Source organism: Enterobacter cloacae complex sp. P1B (assembly GCF_014982345.1).
In the GTDB taxonomy this organism is placed as follows: domain Bacteria; phylum Pseudomonadota; class Gammaproteobacteria; order Enterobacterales; family Enterobacteriaceae; genus Enterobacter; species Enterobacter bugandensis.
Genome location: NZ_JADCLF010000013.1, coordinates 702,377 through 719,763 on the forward strand (window position 1 = coordinate 702,377; position 17,387 = coordinate 719,763).

The window sequence follows — 17,387 nt, forward strand, 5'->3', positions numbered from 1 at the left end:
CGCTGGTTATTTTTTGCCCCTTAAGTGTATACCAGGGGCACAGATTTCACCGGAAAGTCACCTTCTTGCGGTTTAAGGCACGTCGTAACCCAGCGCGGCTTTGCGGATGCGGAACCACTGCTGGCGGGTCATCTGCAACTCTTCGGCGGCCAGCGCGGAACGGACGCGTTCAATTTTCCCTGAGCCAATAATCGGCAGCGGTTTTGACGGCAGACGCAGGATCCAGGCGTAAACCACCTGCTCTATGCTCTGGGCGTTCAGCTCGCGGGCGATGGTTTCCAGCTCATTGCGCAGCGGCTGGAACGCATCATCATTAAACAGGCGTCCACCGCCGAGGCACGACCAGGCCATCGGGCGAATGCGCAGCTGCTGCAGCTGGTCGAGCGTGCCATCCAGCAGCAGCGGCTGATGCACCGGGGAGATCTCAACCTGGTTAGTGGCGAGCGTAAACGGCAGACGAGACTGAAGCAGCGCAAACTGGGCCGGGGTAAAGTTGGAGACGCCGAAGTGACGCACCTTCCCGCTCTGATGCAGACTCAGGAAGGCTTCCGCCACCTCATCGGCATCCATCAGCGGGTCCGGACGGTGAATCAGCAGCAGGTCGATACGATCGGTTGCCAGATTGACCAGCGACTGCTCGGCGCTCTTGATGATATGGGCGCTGTCGGTGATGTAGTGGCCGAGGGCATGCTCCGGTTTGGCCGTGGTGGCAATACCGCATTTGGTAACGATCTCCATGCGCTCCCGGAGTGCCGGAACCAGCTTGAGCGCCTCGCCAAAGGCGGCTTCACACTGATAGCCACCGTAAATATCCGCATGATCGACTGTTGTTACCCCTAAATCGATATGCTCTTCAATAAAGCTTGCCAGCTGGAGGGGGGACATATTCCAGTCCATCAGGCGCCAGTAGCCCATCACAAAACGGGAGAATTCTGGCCCCTGGGGGGCAAGGGTAATACGCTGAACCATAACATTTTCATCAAGGACGTGATGTCATGAGTATACGCAATTACCGCATTAAAACAGTGAAGGTTGCTGGGGTTCTTCGGTCTCAGAGGCTTTGTTTGCGCGGATTTTGCGCAGAAGTCGCTGTCTGCAGAGGCGCAGCACCTCCTGCTTTTGCGTGTCGCTGAAGTTTTGCCAGTTAAAACGCTCGTCACGGGTACGCATGCACCCGCGGCAATAACCGCGTTCATCGGACTGACAAATCCCCCGGCACGGGCTCTGGATGGGGAAAAACTCCAGTTGCTCTGCCACACTCACCTCCGGTTAACCTCTCTCACCTACAGTGAAGACGCTAAAAGCGCCCCGTGCAAGGGCTTTACCACAGTTTTGTGGCATTAAGGTTTCACTAATCTTCCCTCTTTATACTCGCCACATCATGACAATGACAGGTTTTACGATCGATGTGGTTAAGTAAAAAGTTACAATGTAACGACATAAAATTTACTCTGGGCTGTGCACTCTTTTTTACTCTGCTTAACGGGCTGTTTATACAGCGCAGCTGGGCCATTATTGCCCCTGCGCATCTGCACGATATTCTCTTCGCCGCATCCGTACCGGTGGTGCTGTTTTGTGGCTGGGTCATAGTATTTAGCCTGCTCAATATCCCGTATATCCGTAAGCCGCTGCTGATCGTCTTAACTGTCGGGTGCGCTGCGGCAACTTACTTTATGTTTACCTACGGCGCGGTCATCGATCAGAACATGATTGTGAACGTGTTCGAAACTAACTCCCAGGAAGCCACCGCGCTGGTGACCCCGCAGATGATTCTGTGGATTGTCATAGCCGGTCTTGTTCCATCCCTGGTGCTGGCGCTGACCCGCATTCGTACCGGCAAATGGTGGTACGCCCTGCTGACGCGTGTTGCCGCGATGCTAGGTGCCCTGCTGGTGATTATTCTTATCGCTGCAGTGTTTTATAAAGATTACGCGTCGCTGTTCCGCAATAACAAAAGCATCGTCAAAATGGTCACTCCGGCGAACTACGTCAGCGCCGTGGTGAAATACAGCAAGATGCGCTGGTTTGCCGGCGATCAAACGCTGGTGCGGATTGGCGAAGATGCGCACAAAGGCGCGCTGATTACGGGTCAGCAGAAGAAAACCGTTCTGGTGCTGGTCATCGGCGAAGCGTCGCGCGCGGCGAACTACTCCCTCAATGGCTACGGGCGTGAAACCAACCCCGAGCTGAAAAAGCAGGATGTGATTAACTTCCCGCAGGCCTCCTCGTGCGGCACTGAAACCGCCGTATCCGTTCCGTGCATGTTCTCCGGTATGACGCGCAGCAAATATGATGCCGACCTGGCGCACCATCAGGAAGGGCTGCTCGACGTGCTCAACCATGCGGGTATCAACCTCCTGTGGCGCGACAACGACGGTGGCTGTAAAGGTGCCTGCGATCGTATTCCCCATACCGACATGACGCAGTGGAAGCTGGATCAGTTCTGCAAAGACCAGTCCTGTATTGATGACGTGAATTTCTACCGCCTGGACAACGTGCTGGACGGTCTGAAGCAGGACACGGTGCTGGTTATCCACCTGATGGGCAGCCACGGCCCGGCGTACTATCGCCGTTACCCGGATAATTTCCGTAAATTTACCCCCACCTGCGACACCAACGAAATTCAGGATTGCGACCATCAGGCGCTGATGAACACCTATGACAATACCATCCTGTATACCGACAGCATGGTCAGCAAAACCATTGATGCGCTGAAAGCCCGTCAGGCGAACATGAACACCGCGCTGATTTACCTCTCGGATCACGGGGAATCGCTCGGTGAAAGCGGTATTTACCTGCACGGCACGCCGTACATGCTGGCGCCGGAGCAGCAGACGCACATTCCGTTTATGTTCTGGCTGTCCCCGGACTATGCGAAAAACTTTGGCATCAACGCGCAGTGTTTACGCGACCAAGCAGCAAAAAATGCGGTTTCGCAGGACAATTTATTCTCGACGGTGCTGGGCATGATGGACGTTAAATCAAGCGTTTATCAGCAACAGTTGGACATTCTGAATGCGTGTCGCCGGTAACAGCGCTTGCATTAGACCGAACGGTCTATTAGAGTGAATCCATGAGCAGAAATACTGAACACGACACGCGCGAACATCTCCTGGCGACCGGCGAGCGGCTGTGCATGCACCGCGGCTTCACCGGTATGGGGTTGAGCGAGCTATTAAAAACCGCTGAGGTACCGAAAGGGTCGTTCTATCACTACTTTCGATCCAAAGAGGCCTTTGGCGTGGCGATGCTGGAGCGGCACTATGCTGCTTACCACCAGCGCCTCGCGACCCACTTCGCCACGGGGGAAGGTAACTATCGGGATCGTGTTCTGAACTACTACCAGGAAACGCTGAACCAGTTCTGTCAGCAGGGCATTATCAGCGGATGCCTGACGGTTAAACTCTCTGCCGAAGTGTGCGATCTCTCAGAAGATATGCGCACTGCAATGGATAAAGGCGCCAGCGGCGTTATCGCCCTGCTGGCGCAGGCGCTGGCGAAGGGGCGCGAAGAAAATACGCTCGCCTTCCCCGGGGATCCCTTAACGCAGGCTCAGGTGCTCTACTCCCTCTGGTTAGGCGCCAACCTGCAGGCTAAAATTTCTCGCAGTGCCGTGCCGCTCGAAAGCGCGCTGGCACATGTGAAAAGTACGATTACTGCGCCTGGCGCTTAGCAGGCGTTTTTATTTACGTTATTACTAGTCGACTGGTCTACTCAGGAGTCGTTATGTCAGCTGAAAAATTATTTACCCCCTTAAAAGTGGGTGCCGTAACCGCGCCAAACCGCGTGTTTATGGCTCCGCTTACCCGTCTGCGCAGTATTGAGCCGGGTGATATCCCAACCCCACTGATGGGTGAATACTATCGTCAGCGCGCCAGCTCTGGCCTGATCATCACTGAAGCCACGCAAATTTCTGCTCAGGCCAAGGGATATGCGGGTGCGCCGGGGCTGCACAGCCCGGAGCAGATCGCCGCATGGCAGAAAATCACCGCGGGCGTTCACGCTGAAGACGGTCGCATTGCGGTCCAGCTGTGGCATACCGGTCGTATCTCCCACAGCAGCATTCAGCCTGGCGGTCAGGCGCCGGTTTCAGCGTCTGCCCTGAACGCGAACACCCGCACCTCCCTGCGCGATGAAAACGGCAACGCGATCCGCGTCGACACCTCTACGCCACGCGCGCTGGAGCTGGATGAGATCCCGGGAATCGTGAACGATTTCCGTCAGGCCGTGGCCAACGCCCGCGAAGCCGGTTTTGACCTGGTTGAGCTGCACTCCGCGCACGGTTACCTGCTGCACCAGTTCCTGTCACCGTCGTCTAACCATCGCACCGACCAGTACGGCGGCAGCGTCGAAAACCGCGCCCGCCTGGTGCTGGAAGTGGTTGACGCCGTTTGTCAGGAGTGGAGCCCGGACCGTATCGGTATCCGCGTCTCCCCAATCGGTACGTTCCAGAACGTCGACAACGGTCCGAATGAAGAAGCGGACGCGCTGTATCTGATTGAAGAGCTGGCGAAACGCGGCATTGCCTATCTGCACATGTCCGAGCCGGACTGGGCCGGCGGTAAGCCTTATACGGAAGCCTTCCGTCAGAAAGTGCGCGAGCGCTTCCACGGGGTGATCATCGGTGCGGGTGCTTATACCCCTGAGAAAGCCGAAGATCTGATTAATAAAGGGCTGATCGACGCCGTGGCGTTTGGCCGCGACTATATTGCCAACCCGGATCTGGTTGCTCGACTGCAGCAGAAAGCGGCCCTGAACCCGCAACGTCCTGAGAGCTTCTACGGCGGCGGCGCGGAAGGCTACACCGACTACCCTTCACTGTAATCTCGCCATTGTTCATTGATAGCGGCGACACTTCGCCGCTATACTAAAACATCGTTTCTGTTCAAAAAAATAGTCTATTCCATTGGTTAATGAGGAAATTATGCGCCTACTTCACACCATGCTGCGCGTTGGCGATCTGCAACGTTCTATCGATTTCTACACTAACGTCCTGGGCATGAAGCTGCTGCGCACCAGCGAAAACCCGGAATACAAATACTCGCTGGCGTTCGTGGGTTACGGCCCGGAAACGGATGAAGCGGTCATTGAACTGACCTACAACTGGGGCGTGGACAGCTATGAACTGGGCACCGCCTACGGCCATATCGCGCTGGAAGTGGACAACGCGGCCGAGGCGTGTGAACGCATTCGCAGCAACGGCGGTAACGTCACGCGCGAAGCCGGCCCGGTAAAAGGCGGCACCACCGTTATTGCCTTTGTAGAAGATCCGGACGGTTACAAGATCGAGCTGATTGAAGCCAAAGACGCGGGTCGCGGTCTGGGCAACTGATCCCTCAGGGCGCAACATGCGCCCGTAGTTTTACTGCATCACCCTGCAAAATTTGCCATAATGCGCACTGCTTTTTCCCCTTGTAAGAGACCCTGATGTCCGATAACGCTCAATTTAGCGGTCTGTGCGACCGTTTTCGTGGTTTTTATCCCGTTGTCATTGATGTAGAAACAGCCGGATTTAACGCTAAAACCGATGCGCTGCTCGAAATTGCCGCCATCACGCTGAAGATGGATGAACAGGGCTGGCTTACACCGGACACCACGCTGCATTTCCACATTGAACCTTTCGAAGGGGCAAACTTACAGCCGGAGGCGCTGGCGTTTAACGGTATCGATCCGCATAACCCGCTGCGTGGTGCAGTCAGTGAATATGATGCGCTGCACGCCATATTTAAAATGGTGCGTAAAGGCATGAAAGAGAGCAACTGCAGCCGCGCCATCATGGTAGCCCATAACGCCACCTTCGATCACAGCTTTACCATGGCCGCAGCCGAACGCGCGTCGCTCAAACGCAACCCTTTCCACCCGTTCGTGACCTTCGACACCGCCGCGCTAAGCGGCCTGGCGCTGGGACAAACGGTTTTATCCAAAGCCTGCATTACTGCGGGTATACCGTTTGACGGTACCCAGGCGCACTCCGCCTTATACGATACGGAGCGCACCGCAGAGCTGTTCTGTGAGATCGTCAACCGCTGGAAGCGTCTGGGCGGCTGGCCGCTGCCGATGGGCGACAGTGAAGAATAAAAAAAAGCGACCTCTTCAGGTCGCTTTTTTATTAACGCAGAAATTTATTCAGCGTCCGGCTCTTCCGTTTTGTACTTCGCCGCCGTCTCTTTGATCAGCTGCTGCAGTTCGCCGCGCTGATACATCTCAATCAGGATATCGCAGCCGCCCACCAGCTCGCCGTCTACCCACAGCTGCGGGAAGGTCGGCCAGTTAGCGTATTTTGGCAGCTCAGCGCGGATGTCCGGGTTCTGCAGGATATCAACGTAAGCAAAACGCTCACCACAGGCTGACAGCGCCTGAACCGCTTGCGCGGAGAAGCCGCAGCTTGGCAGCTTCGGAGAACCTTTCATATACAGCAGAATCGGGTTTTCAGCGATCTGGCGCTGGATTTTTTCAATAGTGGTGCTCATGTCTTGCTTCCTTTAACTTCTGTTACGGCAATAGTCTGACATTGTAGCGGGTCAGGCTGGCATCGGAAAATAACATTTTCATCACGTTTATATATTTTACCCCGACTCCACAAAAGTTGCATTGCAAATGGTGTTTACCCCTTCGCCCGTCAGGGTTTTGCTTAGGGAGTGAACAATTCTGCGTCAGAACGATGAATTTTTTTGCACTTGCTAACGAAACACGTTTTTAGATTGAAAAATGCTATTAACTTCTCGGGTTTTTATGGATTAGAATCGACGGGCTTTGTAAATCACACGCGGGTATTATTGATGACCTGCATATATCAGGGGACTGCCCAGTGGCGCGGATAACTAAAATCTCGATCACGCTCTGTGCTTTACTGTTTACATCACTCACGTTAACGCCAGCGGCAAACGCCTCTCAGCAGGCGCGGCAATCTGCTGTACAAAAAAGCCATCTGGTGAAAGCCACAGAACGTAAGAAAAAAACCAGCAACAAGAACGACAAGAAAAAAACCACCGCTCAGACTAAACAAACCGCTTCCAGCAAGACGAAAACAAAATCTTCCCGCACTACCCGCACCGCCAAAAATAAAGCTTCGCAGACCGCCGCTAACCTCGTTACAGAAAAATGCATTACCCGTAAAGGCCATAAAGCAAAATGCACGAAGGTAACAAAGCTGGCGGATGTGCATAAAGTGCGTGTGCAAAAAGCGCAAAAAACCGCGATGAATAAACTGATGGGGCAGATTGGCAAACCTTATCGTTGGGGCGGCAGTTCGCCGCGTACCGGTTTCGACTGCAGCGGCCTCGTCTATTACGCCTATAAAGATCTGGTTAAATTCCGTATTCCACGTACCGCCAATGAGATGTATCACCTGCGCGATGCGTCACCGGTTAACCGGGGTGAGCTGGAAAACGGCGACCTGGTCTTCTTCCGCACGCAGGGTCGCGGTACGGCTGACCACGTGGGCGTCTACGTCGGCAACGGGAAATTCATCCAGTCTCCGCGCAGCGGTCAGGACATTCAGATCACCTCGCTCAGCGAAGATTACTGGGTACGTCACTACGTCGGCGCGCGTCGCGTCATGACGCCAAAAACCATTCGTTAATCCCTGCCCTGCCGCATCTGCGGCAGGGTAAGTTCCTCTTTTGCATACCCTTTCAATTTGCTATCCTGTCCTTGTTGTCTGTAGGGTTATTGGCAACACAAAATACAATAAGGAGAGAAGCAATGTCGTTCGAATTACCTGCACTACCGTATGCAAAAGACGCCCTGGCACCGCACATTTCAGCGGAAACCCTGGAATACCACTACGGCAAGCATCATCAGACGTACGTCACTAACCTGAACAACCTCATCAAGGGCACCGATTTTGAAGGCAAAACGCTGGAAGAGATCGTTCGCAGCTCAGAGGGTGGCGTTTTTAACAACGCGGCTCAGGTGTGGAACCACACTTTCTACTGGCACTGCCTGGCGCCGAATGCCGGTGGCGAACCTGCCGGTGAACTGGCAGCCGCCATCAACGCCGCCTTTGGCAGCTTTGCAGAGTTTAAAGCGAAGTTTACCGATGCCGCCATCAAGAACTTCGGTTCTGGCTGGACGTGGCTGGTAAAAGAGGCGGATAGCAAACTGGCTATCGTGTCCACGTCTAACGCGGGCACCCCGCTGACCACCAGCGCTACGCCGCTGATGACCGTGGACGTGTGGGAACATGCTTACTACATTGATTACCGTAATGCGCGCCCGAACTACCTGGAGCACTTCTGGGCTCTGGTTAACTGGGACTTTGTCGCGAAGAACTTCGCCGCGTAAGACACACGCAGAAGGGGTAACCCTTCTGCGTTTTTGCTTATTCAGCCGTGCAAACCGCTTCAGGCTGTTTACGGCCGGACATCATCACCAGCAGCAGGCCGAGCGCGGCAATAATCGCCCCCATCACCGGCACAAAACTGTACCCCAGACCGCCTGAAATCACGGCGCCTCCGGCGGCGGCGCCCAGCGCATTGCCGAGATTGAATGCCCCGATATTCACGGAAGACGAGAGACCCGGCGCCTCATGGGCGACACGCATCACGCGCATCTGCAGCGGCGGCACCACGGCAAAGGTGGCAGCGCCCCAGACAACCATCGCAATCGCCGCGCCGAATTCATTCTGCGCCAGCCACGGGATCGCGACCATAATGACAATCAGCAGGGTTAAAAAGCCCTTCAGCGTGCCGCTCACGGAACGGTCAGCAAATTTCCCGCCGAGATAGTTGCCAATCGAGAAGCCGACGCCAATCAGCACCAGCATCGCGGTAACAAAGAGTGGCGTTGCGTGGGTAATGTCGTGTAAGACCGGCGAAATATAGGTGTAGAGGGTAAACATCGCTCCTGCCCCCAGCACGGTGGTCAGCAGCGCGGAGAGTACCTGCGGGCGCATCAGCACCGACAGCTCTCTGCGTACATCAGGGCGTTCACCCGCACTGCCTTTTGGCAGGGAGAAGAATAACGCCACCATCGAGACCACGCCCAGTCCGGCCGTCGCCAGGAAGGACATCCGCCAGCCAATGACCTCGCCCAGCCAGGTTGCCGCAGGAACACCGCCGATGTTAGCGATGGTCAGCCCCATAAACATGGTCGCCACGGCGCTGGCCTGCTTGTGTTTTGGCACCACGCTTGCGGCCACGACCGAGCCCAGACCAAAGAAGGCACCGTGGTTGAGGCTGGTCAGAATGCGCGACAGCATCAGAGTGGTGTAATCCGGCGAAATGGCCGAAAGCACGTTGCCCAGGGTGAAAATCGCCATCAGGAAAATCAGCGCATTGCGGCGCGCACGGTGCGAAAGCAGAAGCGTCATCAGCGGCGCTCCTACCATCACGCCGATGGCGTAGGCGCTGATTAACATCCCGGCGGCCGGGATCGAGACGTCCACGCCCCGGGCGATAACGGGCAGTAACCCCATCGGGGAGAATTCAGTGGTGCCAATCCCAAAAGCGCCAATCGCCAGGGCCAGCAGGGGAAAATTGATTTTCATACGTCAACTCCGGATGCCGTGTCATGTGGTGACACAGAACAAAGAAGCGGAAAGCATGACATCAATCACAAAAAATGAGAAGTTAACAAAATGGCAAAAGATTTTTGCCAGAGAAGTAACAATCCGAGCGTTCGGGAGGGAGAAGGCTCTCCCCCCGCGTAAATCAATGCAGCGCAGCCGTCAGGCCAGCCGCCACAATCAGCGCCAGCACAATAACGGTGGTGAACAGCGAAAACTTCAGATCGGAACTCATCAATTTTTCTCCTTTTAATCCCCCCACGAAAAGTGAGCTTGCTCATTTTTGCACAGTTTACGTCAAAAATCTTCCTGGATTTAAGCTGATAAACACTTTACCTCTTCCCCTTTTCATCAAGATAGGCCAAAATTCCACGCTAAATTTATTAGCGTACCGGCCATTGACCCCCTCCTGACGTCCCGTGTCGTTTTCCCGGCGTGCCGCAATTCAAAATTGCGTGATAAGGGTGAGAGAAGGCAAACGTTTACCTTCAAGTTTTTCAGGAGTTTAGGATATGGTCTGGAGTGACATTTAATGGCAACAATTAAAGACGTAGCAAAACGCGCAAACGTTTCCACTACAACCGTATCACATGTAATTAACAAAACCCGTTTTGTGGCGGAAGAGACGCGCAACGCCGTCTGGGCAGCGATCAAAGAGCTGCACTACTCGCCAAGCGCGGTTGCGCGCAGCCTCAAGGTTAATCACACCAAGTCTATTGGTCTGCTGGCGACCAGCAGCGAAGCGGCCTATTTTGCCGAGATCATTGAAGCGGTAGAAAAAAACTGCTTCCAGAAAGGCTATACCCTGATTCTCGGCAACGCCTGGAACAGCATTGAAAAACAGCGCGCCTACCTGTCGATGATGGCGCAAAAGCGCGTGGACGGCCTGCTGGTAATGTGTTCAGAGTACCCGGAATCCGTGCTGTCGATGCTGGAAGAGTATCGCCATATCCCTATGGTGGTGATGGACTGGGGCGAAGCGCGCGCCGACTTCACCGACTCCGTTATCGATAACGCCTTCGAAGGCGGTTACATGGCGGGCCGTTATCTGATCGAACGCGGCCACCGCGAGATTGGCGTGATCCCGGGCCCGCTGGAACGCAACACCGGCGCGGGCCGCCTGGCTGGTTTTATGAAAGCGATGGAAGAAGCGCTAATCACCGTGCCGGAAAACTGGATCGTGCAGGGCGACTTTGAGCCGGAATCAGGCTACCGCGCGATGCAGCAGATCGTCTCCCAGCCGCACCGTCCAACCGCCGTTTTCTGCGGGGGCGATATCATGGCGATGGGCGCCCTCTGTGCGGCCGACGAGCTGGGTCTGCGCGTACCGCAGGACATCTCCGTGATCGGGTATGACAACGTGCGCAACGCGCGCTTCTTCACGCCAGCGTTGACCACCATTCACCAGCCGAAAGATTCGCTGGGTGAAACCGCCTTCAATATGCTGCTGGACAGGATCGTCAACAAGCGTGAAGAGTCGCAGTCCATTGAAGTTCATCCTCGCCTCATCGAACGCCGTTCCGTTGCGGATGGCCCGTTCCGCGACTACCGTCGTTAATCTCATTGCGGAGCCAGTCAGTCTGGCTCCCGCAGCCACTCCCGGTTAAGCGTTTCGCTGTCCCCCAGATAGTCCAGCAGCCAGGCCATCGCCGGCGAGACATCATTTTGTTGCCAGGTGAGGCAGCAGGCCGCATCCGGGAACGGATTCTCCAGCGTCAGCTCAACCCACTCACCGGTGTCGATTCGCGGACGTGCAAAATGGGCGGGAACCATGCCTACGCAGAGCCCGGCGCTGAGGCACGTCGCCGACGATCCCCAGTCAGGGGCGACAACCCGCCGCTGGTTGTCCAGCAGCCAGGTAATTCGCTTCGGCAGCGAGCGGGAGGTATCTTCCAGCACCAGCGACGGACAGCTGCGCAGCGTATCGTCGCTCAGCGGCCCTTCCGTCGCCGCCAGCGGATGATCGCTTGCCACCACGCATTTCCAGCTCAGCATCCCCATATCGCGAAAGGCGTAACGTCCCCCGACCGGGATAGCCTGGGTCGCGCCAATCGCCATCTCTACCCTGCCGTCCGCCAGCGCATCCCAGACGCCGTTGAACACCTCCTGCGAGACCCGCAGTTCTACGTCAGAGAAATGTCGATAAAAATCGACAATCATCTGCCGGGTGCGCTCGGGCTTAACGATGTTATCCACCGCAATGGAAAGGTGCCCCCGCCAGCCGTTCGCGATCTGCTGGCACTGCTCGCGGGTGATCTGCATTTTTTTGATAACAGAACGCCCTTCCTTTAAAAACCACGCCCCTGCGGGCGTTAATTCAACATCACGATGCCGCCGTTCAAACAGCGGTACCGCCAGCCACTCCTCAAGCTGTCGCACCGTATAGCTGATGGCTGAAGGGACGCGGTGCAACTCCTGCGCCGCTCCGCTAAAGCTGCCGTTACGCGCGACAGCATCGACCACCTCAAGAGAATAATCTGACCACATTTTCTGCCTGCAAAAAATTTGAATGCACCCGCCAAATATTAGCGTTTCACAAGCGGCTTTGCACTCCCTACACTCAGCGCCAACGTATACCTGCCTCCTCAGGAGAATAAAACAGTGCAACCCAGGAAAGGTTTTTTAGTCTGGCTCGGCGGCTTAAGCGTGCTGGGCTTTTTGGCCACCGATATGTACCTGCCGGCGTTTGCCGCCATGCAGGAAGATTTGCAAACCCCTGCTGCCGCCATCAGCGCCAGCCTGAGCCTGTTCCTGGCCGGTTTTGCCTTCGCGCAGCTGCTCTGGGGACCGCTTTCGGATCGCTTTGGGCGTAAACCGGTGCTGTTGCTGGGGCTGGCCATTTTTGCCGTGGGCTGCCTGGGGATGCTATGGGTGCGCGATGCCACCTGGCTGCTGGTGCTGCGGTTTGTTCAGGCGGTCGGCGTCTGTGCCGCGGCCGTGACCTGGCAGGCGCTGGTCACCGATTACTATCCGGCGAACCGCACTAACCGTATTTTCGCCACCATCATGCCGCTGGTAGGGCTCTCACCGGCCCTCGCCCCGCTGCTGGGAAGCTGGATCCTCGCGCACTTTGACTGGCAGGCCATCTTTGCCACACTGTTTGCCATCACGCTGGTGCTGATGCTGCCGGCGGTCGCCCTCAAGCCCGCGCATAAAAAAGAGGCGCACGCAGACGCGAAGCCGATTACCTTCACCTCCCTGCTGAGCGCGAAAGCGTATCGCGGCAACGTTCTGATCTATGCCGCCTGCTCGGCGAGCTTCTTCGCGTGGCTGACCGGTTCGCCTTTTATTCTGCACGATATGGGCTATAGCCCGGCGGCCATTGGCCTGAGCTACGTTCCGCAGACCATCGCGTTCCTGGTGGGCGGGTACGGCTGTCGCGCGGCGCTGCAAAAATGGGAAGGCCAGCAGATGCTGCCGTGGCTGCTGGTGCTCTATGCGCTGAGCGTCATCGGCACCTGGGCCGTTGGCTTTATTCCGGGCGCGGGTCTGGCCGAAATATTGATTCCATTCTGCGTGATGGCCATCGCGAACGGGGCGATCTACCCTATCGTTGTGGCGCAGGCGCTGCGTCCGTTCCCGCAGGCGACAGGCCGCGCGGCTGCGCTGCAGAACACCCTGCAGCTGGGGCTGTGCTTCCTGGCAAGCCTGGTGGTCTCCGCGCTGATCGCCACGCCGCTGCTGACGACAACCAGCGTGATGCTGGCTACCGTTGCGCTGGCCGTCATAGGCTATCGCATGCAGGCTTCCGCTCAGGATGAGAGCACGCAGGTAGAAACCTCGCATGCCTAATCGCGCCAGAAACTATGTTAATTTTCAGTGATTAGGTTGCTAAGAATTTTCTATTGAATCACCAAATTTTGAGGCCTATACTAAATTTGGTTCGATTAAATACGATAAATATTATGTGTTAACGGGAGCCGGAGTGCTCCCGTTTTACCATGGAAGGCATTTCGGCAAGGGTTATCTCCCTTCCTCTGTTCTACGTCGGATACTAGCCTCGCGGTATTTACCGTGAGATTTCTCACAAACCAAAAAAGCGTCTACGCTGTTTTAAGGTTCTGATCACAGTAGGGTGATGGAGAAGCTATGAGTTCATCGTGTATAGAAGAAGTCAGCGTTCCGGACGATAACTGGTCCCGGATCGTCAGTGAACTGTTAGGTCGGGCAGGCATCACTATCAACGGATCATCCCCATCGGATCCTCAGGTTAAACATCCCGATTTTTTTAAACGCGTGTTGCGCGAGGGGTCGCTAGGCCTGGGGGAAAGCTATATGGACGGCTGGTGGGAATGCGAACGGCTGGATACTTTTTTCGCCAGCGTGCTGCGTGCTGGTCTGGAAAAACAGCTCCCCCGTAATCTTAAAGACACCCTGCGTGTCGCCTCTGCCCGTCTCTTTAACCTGCAAAGTAAAAAGCGTGCCTGGATCGTCGGCAAAGAGCATTACGATCTCGGCAACGATCTGTTCAGCCGCATGCTGGACCCCTTCATGCAATACTCCTGCGCCTACTGGAAAGAGGCGTCGACGCTTGAAGAGGCTCAGCAGGCCAAGCTGCGCCTGATTAGCGAGAAATTGCAGTTGCAGCCCGGTATGCGCGTGCTGGATATCGGCTGCGGCTGGGGCGGGCTGGCGTATTTTATGGCGAAGCACTACGGCGTCAGCGTGGTCGGCGTCACCATTTCCGCTGAACAGCAAAAAATGGCGCAGGAGCGGTGCCTGGGGCTTGATGTGGATATCCGCCTGCAGGATTACCGGGATCTGAACGAACAGTTTGACCGGGTCGTTTCCGTGGGCATGTTCGAGCACGTCGGGCCGAAAAATTACGACACCTATTTCGAGGTGGTGGACCGTAATCTGAAACCGGATGGTATTTTCCTGCTGCACACCATCGGCTCTAAGCGGACCGACAATAACGTTGACCCGTGGATCAACAAATACATCTTTCCGAATGGCTGTTTACCGTCCGTACGCCAGATTGCCAACGCCAGCGAATCCCATTTCGTGATGGAAGACTGGCATAACTTCGGCGCGGATTACGACACCACGTTAATGGCGTGGCATGCACGTTTTCAGGAAGCCTGGCCTGAAATTGCGGACAACTATTCTGAACGATTCAAGCGGATGTTTAGCTATTATCTGAATGCCTGCGCGGGGGCGTTTCGCGCGCGAGATATTCAGCTCTGGCAGGTTGTTTTTAGCCGTGGGATTGAACACGGCTTGCGGGTCGCACGCTAGAAAAATAACCCCGGCCAGCCGGGGTTATTTTTTATTCTTCTTCTACAGCTTTAATTATTGCGGCTTCTTTTGCGGCCAGCACGCGCTCAACGGTATCTACAACCGCCTGGGTTTGCGGATCGATTTCGATATTCACGCGATGCCCCAGTTTTTTCGAACCCAGCGTGGTGCGCTGCAGCGTCTCGGGAATTAAATGCACGCAAAAACGCGTCGGAGTAACTTCTCCCACCGTCAGACTAATCCCATCAATGCCAATAAACCCTTTATAGAGGATGTATTTCATTAATGACGGGTCCTGCACTTTAAACCAGATTTGACGGTTATTTTCTGAAGTGACGATTTTCGCCACTTCGGCGGTGGTCATGATGTGCCCGGACATCAGATGGCCGCCAATCTCGTCGCTGAACTTCGCCGCGCGCTCAACGTTGACGGTGTCCCCCACCACCAGCTCGCCCAGGTTAGTAATACGCAGCGTCTCTTTCATTAAATCAAAGCTAATCTGGTTGCCATTAATTTCGGTGACGGTCAGGCAGCAGCCGTTATGGGCAACCGAGGCGCCGGTTTCGATGCCGTCGAGCATATATTCCGGCAGCTCTACAACATGAGTACGAAAATTAGGTTTTTCATCAATGGACACCACTTTGGCGGTGCCCTGCACAATACCAGTAAACATGCTTACAACTCCTGTTTTTTCCGGACGGTGGTGACACCGTTTAATCCCACCACAATAACAGTTGGAAAAACAGGTTGCCAGCGGAGCGCATTTTCTGGCGATTTTTTCACTAGATAAATAGCTAAAGCCCGCTACAATAGCTGGCACCCCCCTGCATTTTCTTCTCGCTGCCCGTTTCGGCGGCTTTTTTAGTCTCTCATATAACTACAAAATAAAGGTGTTCACGTGCAGAAGTACATGAATGAAGCGCGCCAGCTATTGGCACTGGCTATACCAGTGATCGTCGCGCAGGTGGCCCAGACCGCAATGGGATTTGTGGATACGGTAATGGCGGGTGGCTACAGCGCCACCGATATGGCGGCCGTTGCCATCGGCACGTCAATCTGGCTGCCGGCCATCCTGTTCGGCCACGGTCTGCTGCTCGCCCTCACCCCGGTTATCGCTCAGCTTAATGGCTCGGGTCGTCGCGAGCGTATTGCCCATCAGGTCCGCCAGGGTTTCTGGCTGGCAGGATTTGTCTCTGTGCTGATTATGGTCGTGCTCTGGAACGCGGGTCATATCATCCGCGCCATGCATAACATTGACCCGGCGCTGGCAGACAAAGCGGTGGGCTATCTGCGCGCCCTGCTCTGGGGTGCGCCCGGCTACCTCTTTTTCCAGGTCGCCCGTAACCAGTGTGAAGGGCTGGCGAAAACCAAGCCCGGCATGGTGATGGGCTTTATCGGCCTGCTGGTAAATATTCCGGTGAACTACATCTTTATTTACGGCCATTTCGGCATGCCGGAGTTGGGCGGCGTCGGCTGCGGCGTCGCGACGGCTGCGGTTTACTGGGTAATGTTCTTCAGTATGATCGCTTATGTGAAACGAGCCCGTTCAATGCGCGATATTCGTAACGAGAACAGATTCAGCACGCCGGACTGGAGCATCATGACGCGCCTGGTGCAGCTAGGCTTGCCGATTGCGCTGGCCCTGTTCTTTGAGGTGACGCTCTTTGCCGTGGTTGCCCTGCTGGTCTCCCCGCTGGGGATTGTTAACGTGGCCGGACACCAGATCGCGCTCAACTTCAGCTCCCTGATGTTCGTCCTGCCGATGTCGCTGGCGGCGGCGGTGACGATTCGCGTTGGCTTCCGCCTGGGACAGGGCTCCACCCTGGATGCGCAAACAGCCGCGCGCACCGGGCTGGGCGTCGGTGTTTGCATGGCCATCTGTACGGCGCTGTTTACGGTGGCGCTGCGCGAGCAGATCGCCCTGCTCTATAACGACAACCCGGACGTGGTGGCGCTGGCTTCGCACCTGATGCTGTTGGCTGCGGTGTATCAGATTTCTGACTCCATCCAGGTGATTGGCAGCGGCGTATTGCGCGGATATAAAGACACGCGTTCGATCTTCTTTATTACCTTTATCGCCTATTGGGTGCTGGGTCTGCCTACTGGCTACGTGTTGGCGCTGACCGATCTGGTCGTTGATCGCATGGGGCCAGCCGGATTCTGGATGGGCTTTATCATCGGACTGACGTCGGCGGCGATCATGATGATGATGCGCATGCGCTTCCTGCAGCGCCAGCCGTCAACGGTAATTTTGCAGCGCGCTGCGCGTTAACTACGCAGTAGCCGCCAGCTGGCGGCTACTTTCTCTTCACTTTGCGCGGTAATGAAGCAATCGCGTGAAATCAGAGAGAAAAATGCGTTTTCCCTCTTGCCTCCTTGATGCTGTGCCGCTAATATTCGTCCCCGTTGTCACCGACAACACGTTGCGTTCATAGCTCAGTTGGTTAGAGCACCACCTTGACATGGTGGGGGTCGTTGGTTCGAGTCCAATTGAACGCACCATTCTGCGTCCGTAGCTCAGTTGGTTAGAGCACCACCTTGACATGGTGGGGGTCGGTGGTTCGAGTCCACTCGGACGCACCATTTCAGTCCTGAAATGGTGCAAACTCTCTCCTTTTACCCTGAATTTTCTTAATCGCTT

General features: G+C 55.6%; 18 protein-coding genes and 2 tRNA genes. 13 read left to right on the top strand and 7 right to left on the bottom strand.

What is annotated here, in order from left to right; genetic code table 11:
- Window positions 1-72: 72 nt before the first annotated feature.
- Together INF77_RS16145 and INF77_RS16150 are read right to left on the bottom strand one after the other, a co-directional pair.
- Window positions 73-969: an aldo/keto reductase family oxidoreductase gene (locus tag INF77_RS16145; protein WP_028012899.1), complete on the bottom strand. Its 897-nt coding sequence runs from the start codon at window positions 967-969 to the stop codon at window positions 73-75.
- 48 nt (window positions 970-1,017) lie between these two features.
- On the bottom strand, window positions 1,018-1,257 hold the full coding sequence (locus INF77_RS16150; protein ID WP_045630183.1) for a DUF1289 domain-containing protein: 240 nt from the start codon (window positions 1,255-1,257) through the stop codon (window positions 1,018-1,020).
- 149 nt (window positions 1,258-1,406) lie between these two features.
- On the opposite strand from INF77_RS16150, the gene eptA reads away from it, so the two are divergent.
- From eptA to rnt, 5 genes are all read left to right on the top strand, one after another.
- On the top strand, window positions 1,407-3,032 hold the full coding sequence (gene eptA, locus INF77_RS16155) for a phosphoethanolamine transferase EptA (RefSeq protein WP_193531777.1): 1,626 nt from the start codon (window positions 1,407-1,409) through the stop codon (window positions 3,030-3,032).
- A 41-nt stretch (window positions 3,033-3,073) separates the two neighbouring features.
- Window positions 3,074-3,673 carry a TetR/AcrR family transcriptional regulator gene (locus INF77_RS16160; protein ID WP_059355233.1) on the top strand — a complete coding sequence of 200 codons (600 nt, stop codon included), beginning with the start codon at window positions 3,074-3,076 and terminating at the stop codon, window positions 3,671-3,673.
- A 53-nt stretch (window positions 3,674-3,726) separates the two neighbouring features.
- Complete coding sequence (locus INF77_RS16165) at window positions 3,727-4,824, top strand: alkene reductase (RefSeq protein ID WP_028012895.1); 1,098 nt, start codon at window positions 3,727-3,729, stop codon at window positions 4,822-4,824.
- A 100-nt stretch (window positions 4,825-4,924) separates the two neighbouring features.
- On the top strand, window positions 4,925-5,332 hold the full coding sequence (gene gloA / locus INF77_RS16170) for a lactoylglutathione lyase (protein ID WP_013096923.1): 408 nt from the start codon (window positions 4,925-4,927) through the stop codon (window positions 5,330-5,332).
- Between the two features lie 95 nt (window positions 5,333-5,427).
- Window positions 5,428-6,078 (top strand): ribonuclease T, encoded by a 651-nt coding sequence (gene rnt / locus INF77_RS16175; protein ID WP_028012894.1) that lies wholly within the window; start codon window positions 5,428-5,430, stop codon window positions 6,076-6,078.
- Window positions 6,079-6,122: 44 nt separating this feature from the next.
- On the opposite strand, the gene grxD is transcribed toward rnt, so the two are convergent.
- Window positions 6,123-6,470 carry a monothiol glutaredoxin 4 gene (grxD, locus tag INF77_RS16180; protein WP_003832760.1) on the bottom strand — a complete coding sequence of 116 codons (348 nt, stop codon included), beginning with the start codon at window positions 6,468-6,470 and terminating at the stop codon, window positions 6,123-6,125.
- A gap of 338 nt (window positions 6,471-6,808) precedes the next feature.
- On the opposite strand from grxD, the gene INF77_RS16185 reads away from it, so the two are divergent.
- Window positions 6,809-7,582: a C40 family peptidase gene (locus INF77_RS16185; protein WP_047368407.1), complete on the top strand. Its 774-nt coding sequence runs from the start codon at window positions 6,809-6,811 to the stop codon at window positions 7,580-7,582.
- Between the two features lie 122 nt (window positions 7,583-7,704).
- Window positions 7,705-8,286: a superoxide dismutase [Fe] gene (gene sodB, locus INF77_RS16190; protein WP_193531776.1), complete on the top strand. Its 582-nt coding sequence runs from the start codon at window positions 7,705-7,707 to the stop codon at window positions 8,284-8,286.
- Window positions 8,287-8,323: 37 nt separating this feature from the next.
- On the opposite strand, the gene INF77_RS16195 is transcribed toward sodB, so the two are convergent.
- Together INF77_RS16195 and INF77_RS16200 are read right to left on the bottom strand one after the other, a co-directional pair.
- Complete coding sequence (locus tag INF77_RS16195; RefSeq protein WP_100170409.1) at window positions 8,324-9,490, bottom strand: MFS transporter; 1,167 nt, start codon at window positions 9,488-9,490, stop codon at window positions 8,324-8,326.
- 163 nt (window positions 9,491-9,653) lie between these two features.
- Complete coding sequence (locus tag INF77_RS16200; protein WP_020688313.1) at window positions 9,654-9,743, bottom strand: YnhF family membrane protein; 90 nt, start codon at window positions 9,741-9,743, stop codon at window positions 9,654-9,656.
- A 297-nt stretch (window positions 9,744-10,040) separates the two neighbouring features.
- Here INF77_RS16200 and purR point away from each other — a divergent pair, with 297 nt between their 5' ends.
- Window positions 10,041-11,066 (top strand): HTH-type transcriptional repressor PurR, encoded by a 1,026-nt coding sequence (purR, locus tag INF77_RS16205; RefSeq protein ID WP_008500597.1) that lies wholly within the window; start codon window positions 10,041-10,043, stop codon window positions 11,064-11,066.
- Between the two features lie 17 nt (window positions 11,067-11,083).
- Here the strand turns inward: purR and punR are convergent, their stop codons facing one another.
- Window positions 11,084-11,995, bottom strand: a complete 912-nt coding sequence (gene punR, locus INF77_RS16210; RefSeq protein WP_193531775.1) for a DNA-binding transcriptional activator PunR — start codon at window positions 11,993-11,995, stop codon at window positions 11,084-11,086.
- Between the two features lie 114 nt (window positions 11,996-12,109).
- Between punR and punC the strand changes: the two genes are divergently transcribed.
- Both punC and cfa read left to right on the top strand, forming a co-directional pair.
- On the top strand, window positions 12,110-13,300 hold the full coding sequence (gene punC / locus INF77_RS16215) for a purine nucleoside transporter PunC (RefSeq protein WP_193531774.1): 1,191 nt from the start codon (window positions 12,110-12,112) through the stop codon (window positions 13,298-13,300).
- A 297-nt stretch (window positions 13,301-13,597) separates the two neighbouring features.
- A complete protein-coding gene (cfa, locus tag INF77_RS16220; protein WP_028012888.1) occupies window positions 13,598-14,746 on the top strand; it encodes a cyclopropane fatty acyl phospholipid synthase in 1,149 nt (382 codons plus the stop codon).
- Between the two features lie 31 nt (window positions 14,747-14,777).
- On the opposite strand, the gene INF77_RS16225 is transcribed toward cfa, so the two are convergent.
- Complete coding sequence (locus INF77_RS16225) at window positions 14,778-15,419, bottom strand: riboflavin synthase (protein ID WP_028012887.1); 642 nt, start codon at window positions 15,417-15,419, stop codon at window positions 14,778-14,780.
- A 225-nt stretch (window positions 15,420-15,644) separates the two neighbouring features.
- Between INF77_RS16225 and mdtK the strand changes: the two genes are divergently transcribed.
- The 3 genes from mdtK to INF77_RS16240 all read left to right on the top strand — a co-directional run bounded on the left by mdtK (window position 15,645) and on the right by INF77_RS16240 (window position 17,329).
- Window positions 15,645-17,018, top strand: a complete 1,374-nt coding sequence (gene mdtK, locus INF77_RS16230) for an MdtK family multidrug efflux MATE transporter (RefSeq protein WP_049138896.1) — start codon at window positions 15,645-15,647, stop codon at window positions 17,016-17,018.
- Between the two features lie 153 nt (window positions 17,019-17,171).
- A tRNA-Val gene (locus INF77_RS16235) sits at window positions 17,172-17,248 on the top strand.
- Between the two features lie 4 nt (window positions 17,249-17,252).
- Window positions 17,253-17,329 (top strand) — tRNA-Val (locus INF77_RS16240).
- Window positions 17,330-17,387 lie beyond the last annotated feature (58 nt).